The following is a 15,082-nucleotide window of genomic DNA, read 5'->3' as shown; positions in this document are numbered from 1 at the left end:
CATCAACCCGCCCGCAGCAGGTGGTGTGCCCGGTCGGCCATGATGGTGGCTGATGGCCCGGCTGACGCAGATCCATTCGATACCGGCGGAACCACAGGCCGTGGCGTGCGAGACGATCGTCCGGCTCCCGCACCCACGGCTGCGGCACCATGTGCTCGGCTATGCGGGATTCCGGGCCGGAGCCCGGGTTCGGATCCCGCACCGGCTGCTGCCGTTGAGCTACGCCATCCTGCTGGTCGACTTCGCGGACCCGTACGCCCTGGTCACCGGGGCCCGCCGCACGGCGACGGTGGCCGGGCAGACCGACTGGGCGTACGGAGTGAGCGTCGGGATGACGCCGGCCGGGGTGTCGGCGCTGCTCGGCGTACCGATGCCGGAGTTGGCCGAGGCCACGGTACCGCTGTCGGAGCTGGTCGGCCGGCGCGCCGCCGGGTTGGCCGAGCGGCTGGGCGCGGCACCGGACTGGCCGAGCCGGTTCGCACTCCTCGACCAGGTGCTCACCGGCTGGCTGGCCGGTGCACCGCCCGGGCCGGCGGGCGGGTTGGTCACCGCAGCCTGGTGGCGGCTCTCGCACAGCCCCGAGCGGCTCCGGATCGGCGCGCTGGCCGACCGGCTCGGAGTCAGCCGCCGTTATCTCGAACTCGGCTTCCGCCGCCAGATCGGCCTGTCACCGGCGGCCGTGGCCCGGACCGCTCGGTTCCAACACGCGATCGGGCTCCTCGTCGAGGGCGCGGACCTGGCGGGAACGGCGGCCGTCACCGGGTACGCCGACCAGCCGCACTTCACCCGCGAGGTACGCGCGCTCTCCGGCCTCACCCCGACCGCGCTGTGCGCATTTCTTCAAGACCACGCACCTGGCTCCGGATAGCGTCCCGACCCATGAGACTGGACGGCAGGACGGCACTGGTCACCGGCGGTTCCCGGGGCATCGGCCGGGCGATCGTGCAACGGCTCGCCGAGGCCGGTGCCCGGGTGGTCTTCACCTACCGGAGCGACCAGGCGGCGGCCGACGACCTCGTCTCCCGGTACGGCGACGTGGTTGCCGTCCGCGCGGACCAGGCGGACCCGGCCAGTCTCGGGTCGATGTTCGTTCCGGTCCGCGATGGCCTGGACATCCTGGTCAACAACGCTGCGATCGTCGCTTCGACACCGATCGCCGGGATCACGGCCGAGGAGTTCGACCGGGTGATGGCGGTCAACGCGAAGTTTCCGCTGCTGGCGATGCGCGAGGCGGCCACGGTGCTGCGGGACGGCGGCCGGATCGTCAACATCTCCACCCTGAACACCGTGCTGCCGGCACCGGGGCTCGCCCTCTACTGCGCCAGCAAGGCGGCGCTCGAACAGTTCACGGCGGTGGCCGCCCGGGAACTCGGCCCCCGGGGCATCACCGTCAACACCGTCTCGCCCGGCGCCACCGACACCGACATGCTCCGGGCGTCGAACCCGGCCGAGGCGCTGACCCGGACCGCGACCCTCACCGCGCTGGGCCGGCTCGGGCAACCGGAGGACATCGCCGCCGTCGTCGCGTACCTCGCCGGACCGGACGCGCAGTGGATCACCGGGCAGAACATCCGCGCGACCGGCGGCCTGCTGGTCTGAGACCGGCTCTGGCGCGGCCGCGCCAGCTCAGACCCGGTCGAGAGGGCGGTGCGGCTCGGGCGGCAGCTCGACGCTGATCTCGTCGCCGGGGCGGATCTCGCCGCCCTCGCGTACCACGCCCATGATGCCGGCGAGCCGGACCAGGTTGCCGGCCTCGTCACGGTGGACGACCCGCTTGAGCAGCCCGGGCTGGAAGTTGTCGATCTGCACGCACGGGTTGCGCAGCCCGGTCACCTCGACCACGGCCGCGTCACCGAGCCGGAGCAGCGTGCCGACCGGCAACCCGAGCAGGTCCACGCCCCGGGTGGTGACGTTCTCGCCCATCTCGCCGGTCGCCACCTCGTGGCCCGCTTCGCGCAACTCGTCGTGCAGCTCGGAGTGGATCAGGTGTACCTGCCGTCGCGAGCATTCGACGGGGCGCAGTGCTTTGCGCCTTTCACCCGTTTGAACGAGGTACGTGAACATCGGGGTTAGGATGACCGCGTACTGGCGGACTCCCTGATGCCGGCCTCCGGCACCCCTCGCCCGAGCCATGGCGGGATCCGAGGTTGTCGTCATCAGGACGGATCCCCATGCGGCGCTTCTTCCGATTCCGAACGGCGCCGACCAGCGCCGGAACCGATCGCGCGAGCCCGTTCGAACTCTTCTTCGACCTCGTCTTCGTCTTCGCGCTCACCCAGATCATCGCCTTCATGGGACATCCGCCCAGCTTCACCAGCATGGCGCGGGGAGCGGTGCTCCTGCTGTTGCTGTGGTTTTCGTGGGGGGCGTACATCTGGCTGAGCAACCAGGCCCGAGCCGACGTCGGGCTGATCCGGGCCGGCACGCTGCTGGCAATGGCCGCCCTGTTCGTGGCCGCGCTGGTGATCCCGGACGCGTGGCGCACCGAGGCCGGGTCGATGCGGGCACCGCTGATCCTGGTGATGGCCTACGTGACGCTCCGGGCGGTGCACCTCGGGCTCTACTACCGGGTCGCCGCACACGACCCGGCGGTACGTACCGGACTGCGGGTGCTCGCGATCCCGATCGTCCTCGCCTGGATCCCGCTCGTCCTCGGCGCGCTGTACGGCGGGACCGCACAGACCCTGCTCTGGGCGGTGTCGTTGCTGGTCGACATCGGTGGTCAACGGCTCTCGCTCGCCGCCTTCGGAGGCTGGCAGCTACGCAATCCCGTTCACTTCAGCGAGCGGCACAACCTGGCGTTGATCATCGCGCTCGGCGAGTCGCTGATCTCCGTCGGCACCGGGGCCGGGACGGCGGTCACGCACCCGCCGGTGCTGGCGGCCGCCCTGCTGGCTCTGCTCGCGACGGTCTGCCTGTGGCGGTTGTACTTCGAGAACGTCGGGCCGGCTGCGGCCCGTGCCCTGGCCGGGGCCCCGCCGCCCGAGCGCGACCGGATCGCCGCCGATGGGTACGGTCTGGCCTACCTGCTGATGATCACCGGAATCATCTACTCGGCGCTCGGGATCGAACAGGTCGTCGCGACGCTGGCGGAGGACCGCTCCGGCGGGTTCGCCGGTGAACCCCTGGACTGGCCGTCGGTCATCGCCCTCTACGGTGGGGCGGCCAGCTACCTCGCGGGCCGGCCTCCGTTCCTCTGGGTCGCCGTCCGGTCGGCGCCTCGGGCGCAACTCGGCGCGGTCGGCGTGGCGCTGCTGCTGTTGCCGGCGGGAAGGCACCTGCCCGCGCTGGCCGCGTTCGGCCTGATCGTGGCGTTACTGGTCGTGGTGACCGGTTACGAACGCGCGTTCTGGCGGCCGGCACCGGAGTCGTGACGTGGATCCCCAGCCCGACACGCTGCTGGCGATGCTTTGCTGCCGTTCGCCCGTTTGATTGAAGTACGTCATTTCGCGGGTTACCATGACCGGGTAAGTGGTGGCTTACCCGGACTCCGCTTCGTCGTAGCCGACGTGCGCTGGGAATGGGTGGGAAACGTGAACCTCACCGGGATCGACCATCGCCCGAACGGCCCGCCGGTCCTGCCCGGGCCAACCCGTCGCCGCCGCGGCGGCACCCTCGCCGGAGCCATGGCGGGAGCCGTCCTCGCGCTGCTGCTCGGCTACCTTCCCGGGGTCCGGCTGGGACTGCCGGGCCGACCGACCGGCCCCACCGGCCCGCAGCTCCGGTGGACCTTCACCGCCGCCGACGAGACCTACGCTGGGCCGGTCGTCGCGGCCGGCACGGTCTATCTCGGCAGCGCCGACGGCACCCTCTACGCGCTCGACGCCGCGACCGGCGCCGTCCGCTGGACGCATCCGGTCCCCGAACCGGACACCACCCTGACGATCGCGGACGGCGTCCTCTACCTCGCCGGTTCCGAGCTGCTGTACGCGCTCGACCTCGACACCCACCGGATCCGCTGGAGCTACCGGGTCGGCGGCAGTCTCCGCTCGACATTGAGCGCGGCCGACGGGCTCGTCTACGTCGCCGACCAGCACGGCAGCCTCGGCCCGAGCCTCTACGCGCTGGACCAGGCCACCGGCCAGCTCCGCTGGAGCCGCAACCTGGGCCGCTCGGACGGTACCGGTCCGACGGTGGTGCACGGCGTCGTCTACGTCGGCGGCGACCGTACGCTGTACGCGCTCGACGCGGGTACCGGTGCCGTCCGGTGGAGCTATCCAGGGCTGCCGGGCCCGGTGGGTGCCGCCCCGGTGGTCTCGGAGCGGGCCGTGCACATCACGGCCGCCGCCAGCTACCTGGGGGCCTTCGACCTGTCGGACGGCCGGAAACTGTGGAGCCACGAGTCCGATCTCGTGTCCACCCCGGTCGTCCGGGACGACACCGTCTACGTGCCGTTCGGCACCGGCTGCTGTTTCGATCGCTGGCGTACCAACGCCTATCGGGCGTCGACCGGCGAGTTGCTCTGGTCGACGGCGTTCCACGCGTCCGAGCTGGTCAGCGCCGGTGCGATCCTCTACTCCAGCGCGGCCGGCGACGGCACGGTGTACGCGTTCGATCCGGCGACCGGCCAGGTGGGCTGGCACTTCGCGGCCGGGGACCGGAACTCGGGAGCGCCCGCCGCGACCGGCGACACGGTCTACGTGGCCGACGGCGAGCAGACCCTCTTCGCGGTCCGGGCCCCACCGCCGCCACCGTGGCGGTGAGAGCCACCGCTCGCAGCACCGCCGTACCGCCCCGCCGGGCGCGGTTCAGCGGATGCTGCGGCGCAGCGTACGCAGGCGCCGGCCGCTGGCCCGGTTCGGTCCGCCGGCCGCGTCGGCGAGCAGGTCGGCCAGGTCGTCGAAGCCGTCCCGGACCAACCCGACGGTGAGCCGGACGTGGTCGGTGCCGAGCGGATCGATCTCGAACGGGGTGCCGGGGGCGACCGCGATCCCGTGCGCGGCGAGCGAGAGCATCGCCTGCTGCTGGTCGCGTACCGGAATCCACATGTTGATCCCGTCCGGGGCCGGAGCGTCGACACCACGGTCGGCCAGCGCGGCGGTGAGCAGGTCGCGGCGGCGGGCGTACTCGCGGCGGGCGCCGGCCAGCACCCGGACCGTCGCCGGATCGGTGAGCAGGTCGAGCAGTACGGCCTGGAGCACCCGGCTGGACCAGCCGGGGCCGAGCAGGCGCCGGTCGGCGACCGAGGCGACCAGCGCGGCCGGCCCGCCGACGGCGGCGAGCCGCAGGTCGGGGCCGTGGCTCTTGGAGAAGCTACGGATGTGCACCACCTGCTCGGGCAGCCACTCGCCGAGCGAGACCGGCGGGGCGGAGGCGATGTCGCCCGCGTGGTCGTCCTCGACCACCACGACCGTGCCGCCCAGCGGGTGCCCGGCGAGCACGCTGGCCAGCTCGGCGGCGCGCTCCGGCGTCATCGAGATGCCGGTCGGGTTGTGCGCCCGGGGCTGGAGCAGCAGCGCCACCGGGGCCCGGTCGAGCCCGGCGGCGAGCGAGGCCGGCGCGATGCCGGACCCGTCCAGCGAGACCGGCACCGGTACCGCACCGACGGTGTCGAGCAGGTCGAGCAGGGGTGGAAAGGCCGGGTTCTCCACGAGTACCCGGTCGCCGAGCCGGACGGCCACTGCGACCAGCCGGTCCAGCGCGTCCAGTGCGCCGTCGACCACGGTGAGCTGCTGCGGTGGAAAGGGCCAGCGGTCCCGGAGTACCACCTCCAGGCGGGGCAGCACCGGCTCTTCCAGGTACGAGGTGGTGAGCCGGGTGTCGCCGATCCGGCGCAGCGCGGGCGCCAGGTCCGGCAGCAGGTCGTGATCGGGTACGCCGGTGGAGAAGTCGTGCGGCAGCGTCGCCGGCCTGGCGGTGAGCCGGGCGTACCGGAGGCTCTGCCGGAGCCGGTTGGGTGGCAGCACGAAGGTGCCGGAGCGACCCCGGGTCTGGATCGCGCCGGCGCTGGCCAGCGAGCGCCACGCCTCGCTGACCGTGGTCGGGCTGATCCCCAGTTCCCGGGCGACGGAGCGGACCGTCGGCAACCGGGTGCCGGCCGGCAGCTCGCCGGTACGGACCAGCCGGCTCACCGCCGCGGCGACGCCCCGGGCCGTACGGTCGTCGATCGCACCGGCGATGAGCTGCAGCATGTTACTTCTCCGAAAAAATCAGTAACAAATTGGCCATTGTCCGCCCCGACTTGTGTCACTAAAGTCCTACGCCATCCGGTCGGAAAATCAAAGGTCACACAAGGTCATCGCAAGGTCAGCAGGCTCTCCACCGACGAGCACCATCAGCGGGCACGGTGCCGAGGAGGTTCGACCATGGCAGAGATCATTCGCGCGGCCCTGGTGCAGACGAACTGGACCGGCGACAAGGAATCGATGATCAAGGCGCACGAGGAGTACGCCCGGCAGGCCGCCGCACAGGGCGCCAAGGTCATCTGTTTCCAGGAGCTGTTCTACGGCCCGTACTTCTGCCAGGTGCAGGACCAGGGCTACTACGCGTACGCCGAGTCGATCCCCGGCCCGACCACGGAGCGGTTCGCCGCGCTCGCCGCCGAACTCGGCATGGTGATGGTGCTGCCGATGTACGAGCAGGAGCAGCCCGGCGTGCTCTACAACACCGCCGCGGTGGTCGACGCCGACGGCAGATATCTCGGCAAATACCGGAAGACGCACATCCCGCAGGTAAAGGGGTTCTGGGAGAAGTTCTACTTCCGCCCCGGAAATCTCGGATATCCGATCTTCGACACCGCCGTCGGCCGGATCGGCGTCTACATCTGCTACGACCGGCACTTCCCGGAGGGCTGGCGGGCGCTCGGCCTGGCCGGCGCCACCGTGGTGTTCAACCCGTCGGCGACCAGCCGGGGCCTGTCGGCGTACCTGTGGAAGCTGGAGCAGCCGGCCTCGGCGGTGGCGAACGAGTACTTCGTCGGCGCGATCAACCGGGTCGGGGTGGAGGACCTCGGCGACAACGACTTCTACGGCACGTCGTACTTCGTGGACCCGGAGGGGCAGTTCGTCGGGGAGGTCGGCGACGACCACGCCCCGGAACTGATCGTCCGGGACCTCGACCTGGGCCTGCTCGCCGAGGTACGCGACCGGTGGGCCTTCTACCGGGACCGCCGCCCGGACGCGTACGGCGGTCTCGTCCAGCCCTGAACAGGAGGCACGCCATGACACTGCTGGTCAGTGGGGGCACCGTCGTCGGGGCGACCGGCACGCATGCCGCCGACATCCTGGTCGACGGCGAGACCATCGTCGCGCTCTTCGTCCCCGGGCGGGCGCCGGACGGCGACCACCAGGTCGTCGACGCCACCGGGAAGTACGTCATCCCCGGCGGGATCGACGCGCACACCCACATGGAACTGCCGTTCGGCGGCACCAACGCCTCCGACACCTTCGACACCGGCACCCGGGCGGCCGCGTACGGCGGCACCACCACCATCGTCGACTTCGCGGTGCAGCGGACCGGCGAGGTGGTGCAGGACGGGCTGGCCGCCTGGCACGCCAAGGCCGACGGCAACTGCCACGTCGACTACGCGTTCCACATGATCCTCGGCGGGGTCGACGACGACGCGCTCAAGGCGATGGACATGCTCGTCGCCGACGAGGGGATCAGCAGCTTCAAGCTCTTCATGGCGTACCCGGGGGTGTTCTACTCGGACGACGGCCAGATCCTGAAGGCGATGCAGCGGGCCCGGGAGAACGGCGCCGTGATCATGATGCACGCCGAGAACGGCATCGCGATCGACGTACTCGTGCAGCAGGCGCTCGCCCGGGGCGAGACCGACCCGATCCACCACGGGCTGACCCGGCCGGAGGCGTTGGAGGCCGAGGCGACGCACCGGGCGATCCGGCTCGCCGAGGTGGCCCGGGACTGCCCGCTCTACATCGTGCACCTGAGCGCCAGCCAGGCCCTGGCCCAGGTCGCGGCGGCCCGGCACGCCGGCCGGAACGTCTTCGCCGAGACCTGCCCGCAGTACCTCTACCTGACCCTGGAGGACCAGCTCGGCGCACCGGGCTTCGAGGGCGCCAAGTGGGTCTGCTCGACGCCGCTGCGCAGCAAGCACGAGTCGCACCACCGCGACCTCTGGCAGGGGCTGCGCAGCAACGACCTGGCGGTGGTCTCCACCGACCACTGCCCGTTCTGCTTCAAGGACCAGAAGGAGCTGGGGCTCGGCGACTTCTCCAAGATCCCGAACGGGATCGGCGGGGTGGAACACCGGGTCGACCTGCTCTACCAGGGCGTGGTGGACGGCAAGCTGACCCTGGAGCGCTGGGTGGAGACGATCGGCACCACCCCGGCCCGGATGTTCGGGCTCTATCCCCGCAAGGGGGTGCTCGCCCCCGGCTCCGACGCCGACATCGTCGTCTACGACCCGGCCGGCCGGACCAGCATCGGGGTCGGCACGCACCACATGAACATGGACCACTCGGCGTACGAGGGCTACGAGATCGCCGGCCGGGTCGACACCGTGATCAGCCGGGGCAGCGTACTGGTCGCCGACGGGGCGTACCACGGGCGGCGCGGGCACGGGCGCTACCTGCGGCGCGGACTGTCGACCTACCTGAACTGAGGTGGCGTGATGCGGGAGATTCCACACTGGATCGACGGGGCCGAGGTCGCCGGCACCGGGGACCGGTGGCTGCCGGTCTACGACCCGGCGACCGGAGAACGGCAGGCCGTGGTGGTCGCCGCCACCGACGCCGAGGTACGCGCCGCGGTCCGCTCCGCCGCCGCCGCGCAACCGGCCTGGCGGGCGGCGTCGCTGTCCCGGCGCGCCGAGGTGATGTTCCGGTTCCGCGACCTGGTGGACGCCAACCGGAAGGAGATCGCCACCCTGCTCTCCGCCGAGCACGGCAAGACGGTGGCCGACGCGGCCGGCGAGCTGGCCCGGGGTCTGGAGAACGTCGAGTTCGCGGCCGGCGCCCCGCACCTGCTCAAGGGCGGCTACAGCGAGCAGGCCGCGACCGGGGTGGACGTCTATTCGATCCGGCAGCCGCTCGGGGTGGTCGCCGGGATCACCCCGTTCAACTTCCCGGCCATGGTGCCGATGTGGATGTTCTGCACCGCGCTGGTCGCCGGCAACACCTTCGTGCTCAAGCCGAGCGAGAAGGACCCGAGCGTCTCGCTGCTCCTGGCCGACCTGCTGCGCCGGGCCGGGCTGCCGGACGGGGCGTTCAACGTCGTCCAGGGTGACCGGTCGGCGGTGGAGGCGCTGATCGCCGACCCGGACGTGGCCGCGCTCTCCTTCGTCGGCTCCACCCCGGTCGCCCGGTCGATCTACACCGCCGGCACCGCCGCCGGCAAGCGGGTGCAGGCGCTCGGCGGGGCCAAGAACCACATGGTGGTGCTGCCGGACGCCGACGTCGGGGCCGCGGCCGACGCCGCCGTCTCGGCCGGGTTCGGGTCGGCCGGGGAGCGCTGCATGGCCGTCTCGGTGGTGGTCGCGGTCGGCGCGGTCGCCGACTCGCTGGTCGAGGCGATCTCGGAGCGGATGGCGCGGATCCGGGTCGGCCCGGCCAGCGACCCGGACGCCGAGATGGGACCGCTGATCACCGGCGAGCACCGGGACCGGGTGCGGGCCTACCTGGACCGGCCCGGCGGCCGGGTGGTGGTGGACGGCCGGGCGTTGCCGGCCGCCGACGGGCCCGGGTTCTTCCTCGGCCCGTCCCTGGTGGACCACGTCGCGACCGACTCCGGCTACTACCTCGACGAGATCTTCGGGCCGGTGCTGTCGGTGGTCCGGGTGGACAGCTACGCCGAGGCCCTTGCACTGGTGAATTCCAACGAGTACGGCAACGGCACCGCGATCTTCACCCGGGACGGCGGCGCGGCCCGGCGGTTCCAGTACGACGTGGTCTGCGGGATGGTCGGGATCAACGTGCCGATCCCGGTGCCGGTCGCCTACTACAGCTTCGGCGGCTGGAAGTCGTCGCTCTTCGGCGACCTGCACATGTACGGCCCCGAGGGGCTGGCCTTCTACACCAGGACCAAGGTGGTCACCTCGCGCTGGCCCGATCCGGCCTCAAGCGGAGTCGACCTCGGCTTCCCGAGGGTGCGGTGAGCGGCTGATGGACATCGGGGTGGTCTTCCAGTGCGACCCGCCGGCCCGCGAGGTGGTGGCGCTGGCGAAACAGGCCGAGGCGGCCGGCTTCAGCCACGTCTGGACGTTCGACTCGCACCTGCTCTGGCAGGAGCCGTTCGTGATCTACTCGCAGATCCTCGCCGAGACCGAACGGGTGACGGTCGGCCCGATGGTCACCAACCCGGGCACCCGGGACTGGACCGTCACCGCCTCCCTCTTCGCCACCCTCAACGAGATGTACGGCAACCGTACGGTCTGCGGGATCGGCCGGGGCGACTCGGCACTGCGTACCCTCGGCTATCCGCCGACCACCATCGGGGAGCTGCGGGACTGCGTGACGGTGATCCGGGAGCTGGCGCACGGCCGGACCGCCGACTACCGGGGGCGGCAGGTGCGGTTCCCGTGGGTCTCCGGCGGGGCGCTGGAGATGTGGATCGCCGCGTACGGGCCCCGGGCGCTGGCGCTGGCCGGCGAGGTCGGCGACGGCTACATCCTGCAACTCGCCGACCCGGACATCGCGGCCTGGATGATCGGCACGGTCCGGCGGGCCGCCGAACGGGCCGGCCGGGACCCGGCGGCGATCACGTTCTGCGTCGCCGCACCCGCCTATGTCGGTGCCGACCTGGCGCACCAGCGCGACCAGTGCCGGTGGTTCGGCGGGATGGTCGGCAACCACGTCGCCGACATCGTCGCCCGGTACGGCGCCGGCGGCTCGGGTGCGGTGCCGAGAGCGCTGACCGACTACATCGCCGGGCGGCGCGGCTACGACTACGCCGAGCACGGCCGGGCCGGCAACACCCACACTGACTTCGTACCGGACGAGATCGTCGACCGGTTCTGCCTGCTCGGGCCGGTCTCGGCACACCTGGAGAAGCTGGCCGCGCTGCGGGAACTCGGCGTCGACCAGTTCGCCGTCTATCTCCAGCACGACGACAAGGAACACACCCTGGCCGCGTACGGCGAGTCGGTGATCCCGGCGCTGGCCGGGGCGCCGCCGCGGGCACCGGCACCCCGGACCGGTCCCGACGTGCCGGCGACGGCGGGCTGAGCGCGGCATGCCGGCGAGTGGCGGTTGGCGGGGCCGGGGCCGGGTGGTCGCCGGCACGCTCGGTGCGACGCTGCTCGGCGTACTGCTCTGGGAGGGCTACAAGGCGGTCGGCGATCCGGACGGCACGACGCTGTTCGGGGTACGGCTGCTGCCCCGGGCCGACGACGGGGCCATGCCGCACGTCGCCGAGATCCTCGGCCGGTTCGCCGATCCCGAACTGGCCGGTGGTGAGCCGGTCGGCGTGGTGGTGCTGCGGGCCGCCGCGTTCACCCTGCGCGCCGTGGCGGTCGGCTTCGCCGTGGCGGTGCTGGTCGGCGCCGTACTGGCGGTGCTGATGCAGCGGTTCCGGGTCGCCGAGCGGGGCCTGCTGCCGTACGTGATCCTCTCCCAGACCGTGCCACTGATCGCGCTGGCCCCGGTGATCGCCGGCTGGGGCGGGCAGTTCAGCATCGGCTCCCGGCCGTGGCAGCCGTGGATGTCGGTGGCGACCATCGCGGCGTACCTGGCGTTCTTCCCGATCGCGGTGGGGCTGCTGCGCGGACTCCAGTCCCCGGCCCCGATCGCCGAGGAGCTGATGCGCAGCTACGCGGCTGGCTGGTGGCGCACGCTGGTGAAACTGCGGCTGCCGGCGGCCCGACCCTACCTTTTCCCGGCACTGCGGCTGGCCGGCGCGGCGGCGGTGGTCGGCGCGGTGGTCGGGGAGATCTCCACCGGTACCCGGGGCGGCATCGGCCGGCTGGTCGTCGAGTACGCCCGGGAGGCGACCACCGACCCGGCCAAGGTCTACACCGCACTGCTCGGTGCGGCGCTGCTCGGGCTGGTCGTGGCCGGCGCGGTCGGCCTCGCGGAACTGCTGCTGTCCCCCCGACGAAGGGCCTCGACGCGGTGACGGAGATGGAGACCGGTGCGGTGACCGATCGGGCGCCCGAGGCGGTGACCGACCGGGCCGAGACCGAGGCGGTGGTCGACCGGCGGGTCGAGGCGGTGACCGATCGGGTGGTGGCGTCGGCCGGCGGCCCGACCCCGGGCGGTCGCGCCGGGCGGCCGGTCGCACCCGGCCCGGCCGTCGAGCTGGCCGGGGTGACGAAGGTGTTCAACGCCGGCCGCCCGGACGAGGTCACCGCGCTCGGCGGCGTCGACCTGACGGTCGGCCGGGGCGAGTTCGTCAGCCTGATCGGGCCGTCCGGCTGCGGCAAGTCCACCCTGCTCCGGCTGGTGGCCGACCTGGTGCCGCCGACCGGCGGGACGGTACGGGTGGCGGACCGGTCGGCCCGGCAGGCCCGGCGGGACCTGGCGTACGGCATCGCGTTCCAGCAGGCCGGGCTGCTGGACTGGCGGACGGTGGCCCGCAACGTGGAACTGCCGCTGGAGCTGCGCGGCCTGTACCGGCGGGACCGGCAGGCCAAGGCGCGGGAGATGCTGGAACTGGTCGGGCTGGCCGACTTCGCCGGACACTATCCGGACCAGCTCTCCGGCGGCATGCAGCAGCGGGTGGCGATCGCCCGCGCGCTCGCGGTGGACCCACCGCTGCTGCTGATGGACGAGCCGTTCGGGGCGCTGGACGAGATGACCCGGGAACGGTTGCAGGACGAACTGCTGCGGATCTGCGCCCGCAAGGGCACCAGTACGGTCTTTGTCACCCACTCGATCCCGGAGGCGGTCTACCTGTCGGACCGGGTGGTGGTGATGTCCGCCCGGCCCGGCCGGATCGTCGAGATCGTCGGGGTGGAGCTGGGGGAGCGGACCGAGGCGACCCGGCAGTCGGCGGCGTTCTTCGCCGGCATCACCCGGGTCCGGCAGGCGCTGCGGGGCACGCCGGGGTCAGCCCCACCAGCGCCAGGGTCAGCCCCGCCGATGGGCGCGGACCCTGCTGCCGCCGGAGCACCGGCATGACCGGCGGCGCCGCCGGGCTGGTCCGGTCCGCCTGGCCGCCGCTGCTCGTCGGGGTACTCGGGCTGGTGCTCTGGGAGCTGACGGTCACCCTCGGCCGGGTGGCTCCGTTCCTGCTGCCGGCGCCGTCCCGGATCGGCGCCGAGTTCTGGGACAACCGGGTCACCATCTGGCAGGTCGGACTGGCCAGCGGCGGCAACGCCGGGACCGGGCTGCTCCTCGGCGCGCTGGCCGCGCTCGGCGCCGCGATGCTGGCCAGCCGGTTCGGCTTCCTGGCCGAGGTGTCGCTGCCGGTCGCGGCGGCGCTGAACGCGCTGCCGATCATCGCGCTGGCCCCGATCCTGAACAACATGTTCTCCTCGACCAGCAGCATCCCGCGCCGGCTGGTGGTGGCGATCGTGGTCTTCTTCCCGGTCTTCCTCAACACGCTGCGCGGGCTGGCCGAGGTCAATCCGGTGCACCGGGAGCTGATGGCCAGCTACGCGGCCGGCGGTTGGGCTTTCACCCGGCTGGTCCGGCTGCCCGGGGCGCTGCCGTTCGTCTTCACCGGACTGCGGCAGGCTGCCTCGCTCTCGGTGATCGCCGCCGTGGTGGCCGAGTACTTCGGCGGGCGGCAGGACGGGCTCGGTTCCCGGATCACCTCGGCCGCCTCGTACACCGCGTACCCGCGCGCCTGGGCCTTCGTGCTCGGGGCCTGCGTACTCGGTCTCGTCTTCTATCTCGCCGCCCTCGGCCTGGAACGCCTCGCGATGCCCTGGCGCGCGCGGCGGCCGGGCTGAGTCCCGACCCGCCTGGCCCTCGCCCGCCCGGCGCAGCCCGACCCCGGGGCCGACCGGCTCCGAACGGAGTTCACCGCTGGAGGAACGATGCGAACATCGGCACGTCTGCTTCCGGGTTTCGGCGGCCACCTCGGCCGCGGCCTCGTCGCCGGAATACTGAGCGTCGCCCTGTTGACCGGCTGCGGCACGGCGGACACCGCCGGCACCCCGCGCACCGGGGCGGGCGGGACCACCAAGGTCCGCCTGCAGTTGCAGTGGTTCGTCCAGGCCCAGTTCGCCGGCTTCATCGCCGCCGCCGACCAGGGCTTCTACGCCGAGCAGGGCCTGGACGTGCAGATCCTGGAGGGCGGCGTCGACATCGTGCCGCAGACCGTGCTGGCCCAGGGGCAGGCCGACTTCGCGGTGGCCTGGGTGCCGAAGGCGCTCGCCTCCCGGGAGCAGGGCGCCGGGATCACCCAGATCGCGCAGATCTTCCAGCGGTCCGGGACCTACCAGGTCAGCTTCGCCGACAAGAAGATCGCCTCGCCCGCCGACCTGCGGGGCAAGAAGGTCGGCAACTGGGGGTTCGGCAACGAGTTCGAACTCTTCGCCGCGATGACCAGGGCCGGGCTCGACCCGGGCCGGGACGTCACGCTGGTGCAGCAGCAGTTCGACATGCAGGCGCTGCTGCGCGGCGACATCGACGCCGCCCAGGCGATGAGCTACAACGAGTACGCCCAACTGCTGGAGGCGAAGGACCCGAGGACCGGTCAGCTCTACCGGCCGGAGGCGTTCACCGTGCTCGACTGGAACACGGTCGGCACGGCGATGCTCCAGGACGCGGTCTGGGCCAGCAGCGAGCGGCTGTCGAACGACAAGGCGTACCAGGAGACCGCGACGAAGTTCCTGGCCGGCACCCTGAAGGGGTGGATCTACTGCCGGGACAACGTGCCGCACTGCCGTGACCTGGTGGTGAAGCGGGGCTCCAAACTGGGTGCCAGTCACCAACTGTGGCAGGCGAACGAGGTCAACAAGCTGGTCTGGCCGTCGCCGGGCGGGATCGGGGTGGTCGACGAGGCGGCCTGGAACGCCACCGTCGACCTGGCGCTGACCACCCGCAACCAGGACGGCAAGACGGTGCTGTCCAAGCGGGCGGAGCCGACCGCGTACACCAACGACCACGTCCGGGCGGCGCTGGACCAGCTCCGGGCGGCCGGCCTCGACGTGACCGGCACCGGGTACGAGCCGATCACGGTCACCCTGAACGAGGGCGGCGCCTGAGCGGACACCTCGGCGCTCCGGGTGGCTTCT

The 15,082-nt window shown here is 72.2% G+C and carries 14 protein-coding genes; 12 read left to right on the top strand and 2 right to left on the bottom strand.

Going from position 1 to position 15,082, the window contains the following annotated elements; all coding sequences use genetic code 11:
• Positions 1-52: 52 nt before the first annotated feature.
• Both ACSMXO_RS22235 and ACSMXO_RS22230 read left to right on the top strand, forming a co-directional pair.
• A complete protein-coding gene (locus tag ACSMXO_RS22235) occupies positions 53-868 on the top strand; it encodes a helix-turn-helix domain-containing protein (protein ID WP_455413609.1) in 816 nt (271 codons plus the stop codon).
• Between the two features lie 11 nt (positions 869-879).
• Positions 880-1,599: an SDR family oxidoreductase gene (locus tag ACSMXO_RS22230; RefSeq protein ID WP_346261227.1), complete on the top strand. Its 720-nt coding sequence runs from the start codon at positions 880-882 to the stop codon at positions 1,597-1,599.
• A 27-nt stretch (positions 1,600-1,626) separates the two neighbouring features.
• Here ACSMXO_RS22230 and ACSMXO_RS22225 read toward each other — a convergent pair whose 3' ends face one another.
• Positions 1,627-2,064, bottom strand: a complete 438-nt coding sequence (locus ACSMXO_RS22225; RefSeq protein WP_455413608.1) for an MOSC domain-containing protein — start codon at positions 2,062-2,064, stop codon at positions 1,627-1,629.
• Between the two features lie 107 nt (positions 2,065-2,171).
• Between ACSMXO_RS22225 and ACSMXO_RS22220 the strand changes: the two genes are divergently transcribed.
• Together ACSMXO_RS22220 and ACSMXO_RS22215 are read left to right on the top strand one after the other, a co-directional pair.
• On the top strand, positions 2,172-3,374 hold the full coding sequence (locus ACSMXO_RS22220; protein WP_455413607.1) for a low temperature requirement protein A: 1,203 nt from the start codon (positions 2,172-2,174) through the stop codon (positions 3,372-3,374).
• 150 nt (positions 3,375-3,524) lie between these two features.
• Positions 3,525-4,703, top strand: coding sequence for an outer membrane protein assembly factor BamB family protein (locus ACSMXO_RS22215; protein ID WP_455413606.1), 1,179 nt, complete (start codon positions 3,525-3,527; stop codon positions 4,701-4,703).
• A gap of 45 nt (positions 4,704-4,748) precedes the next feature.
• On the opposite strand, the gene ACSMXO_RS22210 is transcribed toward ACSMXO_RS22215, so the two are convergent.
• Complete coding sequence (locus ACSMXO_RS22210; protein ID WP_455413605.1) at positions 4,749-6,131, bottom strand: aminotransferase class I/II-fold pyridoxal phosphate-dependent enzyme; 1,383 nt, start codon at positions 6,129-6,131, stop codon at positions 4,749-4,751.
• A gap of 174 nt (positions 6,132-6,305) precedes the next feature.
• Between ACSMXO_RS22210 and ACSMXO_RS22205 the strand changes: the two genes are divergently transcribed.
• From ACSMXO_RS22205 to ACSMXO_RS22170, 8 genes are all read left to right on the top strand, one after another.
• A complete protein-coding gene (locus ACSMXO_RS22205; protein WP_346261232.1) occupies positions 6,306-7,145 on the top strand; it encodes a nitrilase-related carbon-nitrogen hydrolase in 840 nt (279 codons plus the stop codon).
• 14 nt (positions 7,146-7,159) lie between these two features.
• The gene (gene hydA / locus ACSMXO_RS22200; RefSeq protein WP_455413604.1) at positions 7,160-8,563 is read left to right on the top strand and encodes a dihydropyrimidinase; all 1,404 of its coding nucleotides are present in this window, start codon (positions 7,160-7,162) and stop codon (positions 8,561-8,563) included.
• A gap of 9 nt (positions 8,564-8,572) precedes the next feature.
• Positions 8,573-10,054 (top strand): CoA-acylating methylmalonate-semialdehyde dehydrogenase, encoded by a 1,482-nt coding sequence (locus ACSMXO_RS22195; RefSeq protein WP_455413603.1) that lies wholly within the window; start codon positions 8,573-8,575, stop codon positions 10,052-10,054.
• 7 nt (positions 10,055-10,061) lie between these two features.
• Positions 10,062-11,123, top strand: a complete 1,062-nt coding sequence (locus ACSMXO_RS22190) for a TIGR03842 family LLM class F420-dependent oxidoreductase (RefSeq protein ID WP_455413602.1) — start codon at positions 10,062-10,064, stop codon at positions 11,121-11,123.
• Between the two features lie 7 nt (positions 11,124-11,130).
• The gene (locus ACSMXO_RS22185; protein ID WP_455413601.1) at positions 11,131-12,012 is read left to right on the top strand and encodes an ABC transporter permease; all 882 of its coding nucleotides are present in this window, start codon (positions 11,131-11,133) and stop codon (positions 12,010-12,012) included.
• 5 nt (positions 12,013-12,017) lie between these two features.
• Positions 12,018-13,016 carry an ABC transporter ATP-binding protein gene (locus ACSMXO_RS22180; protein WP_455419289.1) on the top strand — a complete coding sequence of 333 codons (999 nt, stop codon included), beginning with the start codon at positions 12,018-12,020 and terminating at the stop codon, positions 13,014-13,016.
• Complete coding sequence (locus ACSMXO_RS22175) at positions 13,013-13,792, top strand: ABC transporter permease (RefSeq protein ID WP_455413600.1); 780 nt, start codon at positions 13,013-13,015, stop codon at positions 13,790-13,792. The genes ACSMXO_RS22180 and ACSMXO_RS22175 overlap by 4 nt, the downstream gene beginning before the upstream one ends.
• Before the next feature lie 87 nt (positions 13,793-13,879).
• Positions 13,880-15,052: an ABC transporter substrate-binding protein gene (locus tag ACSMXO_RS22170; RefSeq protein ID WP_455413599.1), complete on the top strand. Its 1,173-nt coding sequence runs from the start codon at positions 13,880-13,882 to the stop codon at positions 15,050-15,052.
• Positions 15,053-15,082 lie beyond the last annotated feature (30 nt).

Source organism: Plantactinospora sp. DSM 117369 (assembly GCF_053764795.1).
This window is presented reverse-complemented; position numbering and strand designations above follow the sequence as displayed.

Bases quoted from the DNA above. Each gene is read 5' to 3' on its own strand.
- ACSMXO_RS22235 (WP_455413609.1), top strand. From the start codon at position 53: ATGGCCCGGCTGACGCAGATCCATTCGATACCGGCGGAACCACAGGCC.
- hydA (WP_455413604.1), top strand. From the start codon at position 7,160: ATGACACTGCTGGTCAGTGGGGGCACCGTCGTCGGGGCGACCGGCACG.
- ACSMXO_RS22220 (WP_455413607.1), top strand. From the start codon at position 2,172: ATGCGGCGCTTCTTCCGATTCCGAACGGCGCCGACCAGCGCCGGAACC.
- ACSMXO_RS22210 (WP_455413605.1), bottom strand. From the start codon at position 6,131: ATGCTGCAGCTCATCGCCGGTGCGATCGACGACCGTACGGCCCGGGGC.
- ACSMXO_RS22180 (WP_455419289.1), top strand. From the start codon at position 12,018: ATGGAGACCGGTGCGGTGACCGATCGGGCGCCCGAGGCGGTGACCGAC.
- ACSMXO_RS22195 (WP_455413603.1), top strand. From the start codon at position 8,573: ATGCGGGAGATTCCACACTGGATCGACGGGGCCGAGGTCGCCGGCACC.
- ACSMXO_RS22230 (WP_346261227.1), top strand. From the start codon at position 880: ATGAGACTGGACGGCAGGACGGCACTGGTCACCGGCGGTTCCCGGGGC.
- ACSMXO_RS22170 (WP_455413599.1), top strand. From the start codon at position 13,880: ATGCGAACATCGGCACGTCTGCTTCCGGGTTTCGGCGGCCACCTCGGC.
- ACSMXO_RS22185 (WP_455413601.1), top strand. From the start codon at position 11,131: ATGCCGGCGAGTGGCGGTTGGCGGGGCCGGGGCCGGGTGGTCGCCGGC.
- ACSMXO_RS22175 (WP_455413600.1), top strand. From the start codon at position 13,013: ATGACCGGCGGCGCCGCCGGGCTGGTCCGGTCCGCCTGGCCGCCGCTG.
- ACSMXO_RS22205 (WP_346261232.1), top strand. From the start codon at position 6,306: ATGGCAGAGATCATTCGCGCGGCCCTGGTGCAGACGAACTGGACCGGC.
- ACSMXO_RS22190 (WP_455413602.1), top strand. From the start codon at position 10,062: ATGGACATCGGGGTGGTCTTCCAGTGCGACCCGCCGGCCCGCGAGGTG.
- ACSMXO_RS22225 (WP_455413608.1), bottom strand. From the start codon at position 2,064: ATGTTCACGTACCTCGTTCAAACGGGTGAAAGGCGCAAAGCACTGCGC.